The organism is Gluconacetobacter entanii (assembly GCF_013155425.1).
Taxonomy (GTDB): Bacteria; Pseudomonadota; Alphaproteobacteria; order Acetobacterales; family Acetobacteraceae; genus Novacetimonas; species Novacetimonas entanii.
Map to the genome: position 1 here is coordinate 1 of NZ_JABJWD010000165.1, position 1,699 is coordinate 1,699.

At 49.7% G+C, this 1,699-nt stretch carries 4 protein-coding genes; 1 reads left to right on the forward strand and 3 read right to left on the reverse strand.

The genetic code is table 11. The annotated features are described in order from the left end of the window. Window positions 1-85: 85 nt before the first annotated feature. On the reverse strand, window positions 86-373 hold the full coding sequence (locus HNH97_RS18095; RefSeq protein WP_244949521.1) for a hypothetical protein: 288 nt from the start codon (window positions 371-373) through the stop codon (window positions 86-88). Between HNH97_RS18095 and HNH97_RS18100 the strand changes: the two genes are divergently transcribed. Then, entirely contained in the window at window positions 372-653 is a 282-nt protein-coding gene (locus HNH97_RS18100; protein WP_244949522.1) for a hypothetical protein, read from the forward strand. The genes HNH97_RS18095 and HNH97_RS18100 overlap by 2 nt on opposite strands. Window positions 654-702: 49 nt before the next feature. Here the strand turns inward: HNH97_RS18100 and HNH97_RS18515 are convergent, their stop codons facing one another. Both HNH97_RS18515 and HNH97_RS17225 read right to left on the reverse strand, forming a co-directional pair. After that, a complete protein-coding gene (locus HNH97_RS18515) occupies window positions 703-1,062 on the reverse strand; it encodes an immunity protein Imm33 domain-containing protein (protein WP_265176023.1) in 360 nt (119 codons plus the stop codon). Between the two features lie 384 nt (window positions 1,063-1,446). After that, window positions 1,447-1,699: hypothetical protein (locus tag HNH97_RS17225; protein WP_171791695.1), on the reverse strand; the 253-nt coding region annotated here is incomplete at its 5' end.

Genomic DNA, 1,699 nt, shown 5'->3' on the forward strand with positions numbered 1-1,699 from the left:
CTCAAATGACGTCAATAACGACGTCGTTAACGACGGTAAGTTACCAGTCACAATCCTCAATCATAAGGCGGCCTCAAACGGCCGGTTACGTTCCAAACCCGGCAACATGAGCGTCATCCAGCGCATCCGAAACCATTCCCCCGACCTGTCCCACGACCTGCGATCCGACCTGCTGGATCTGCAGGTCGTTCTGCATCTGCTGGGCATCGAAGGTGTTGGTCAGCGGATGGCTGGACGTGGAGGGCGAGCGGGAGAGGTCGCCACTGGTGCTGCCGGCTGCGATCTGCACGTTCGAGCCGATGGCCGACTGCGTGACCGAGCTGGCGTCCTGATGGGTCGCGGCCCCCAGCAGGCCACCGGCATTGGCCGCCATGCCCGTGCCAATCGCGGTGGCGAAGCTGCCGGTTCCCCCCGCCCGTAGCCCCTTCGGGATTCATGACGTTGGCCTGGTGGCCCATCGTCTTCGCCGTGGCGTCGGCATGGTTGGCGATGTCATTGGCCACCAGCGTCCCCGTGGACAGCTGGTTGAGCGCGGCCCCGCCGTGCTTTCGATCACGCCCCCCCCGTTCAGGGTCGTCGTGCCACTCGCCGTGACATCAAGGCCGCCACTGCCCGCATACAGCCCGGGCTGCGTCGCCTCGGTCGAGGCATAGCTGTCTTACAACCTTACCCCTTCACAGGGTACCCCAACCCGACAGGCTGCTAGAGGTCGCCTGCTAGAATTCTTTTGTCTTCCCATACGTCTTCGTAGTTTGGGGTAATAAGAAACGTCCAGCCAGGAGCTAGTCCAAGGTATGGAATAACAATTTCGCACCAATTTGCAATATGACGAGTATGAAGTGGAACAAAGAAATCAGGTGTCGATGACATTTCCTCGCCAGCCCATATATACCATCCGCTTGTACCATTTTCTGGCAAACTCCGAACGCCATTTATTGGCAGCAACCCTGTTTTTACGTTCTTTGCTACTCCTAATTTCAAATCCCAACCACAGTCACAATACGGCGCGTGAAACCTTTCACACACGGTTAACTGAATATCCTTAAATGGATCATTTATCATAGCCCGGAACCTTCCTCATACAGCTTAAAAATTTACTAAATTGCCCGCCTGGAATTGCATCGCACGCAGGACAGTGAGGCTGTATGGTATCAAGGATTCTCTGCTGTTCGGCATTATCCAAGGTAGAGATGCGCAACGGTTTTCCGCGTCGAGTCAGCTTACCAGCAAGATGATCCGTGTCGCAAAAGAGAAGATAATTCCAGCAATGATACTCTTTCTTTCGTAGAAAGCACCAAAACACGAAATTTAGGATAGGCCATTCTGCTCATACATTCTTTTCACTCTTCAGCCTTGCAGTTACCATCATCTTCTGGATTTCATAGAAAGTCCCAGACCTTAACATCCCTAACTCTCCTGAAATTTCATAAAAACCATATAATAATATTATAGATAAATAGTAACAGCGTCCAATTTTGTATCAATGTTACCATCAAAATTAGCAGAAAAGAAATAAGCCCCTATAGAAGAAGCTGAGAATCCAAGATCATCAACTTTCGTCTCAATTCCATTTTTGTTCAAATCGTCATAGACGAATTTCATGTTATTTTGTAATAAATCAACACCTTTGTATAATAAACCGGCATCATTAAATGTTCTATAAGGTATTCTAAATTCAACACTGTCTATGGAATAATCT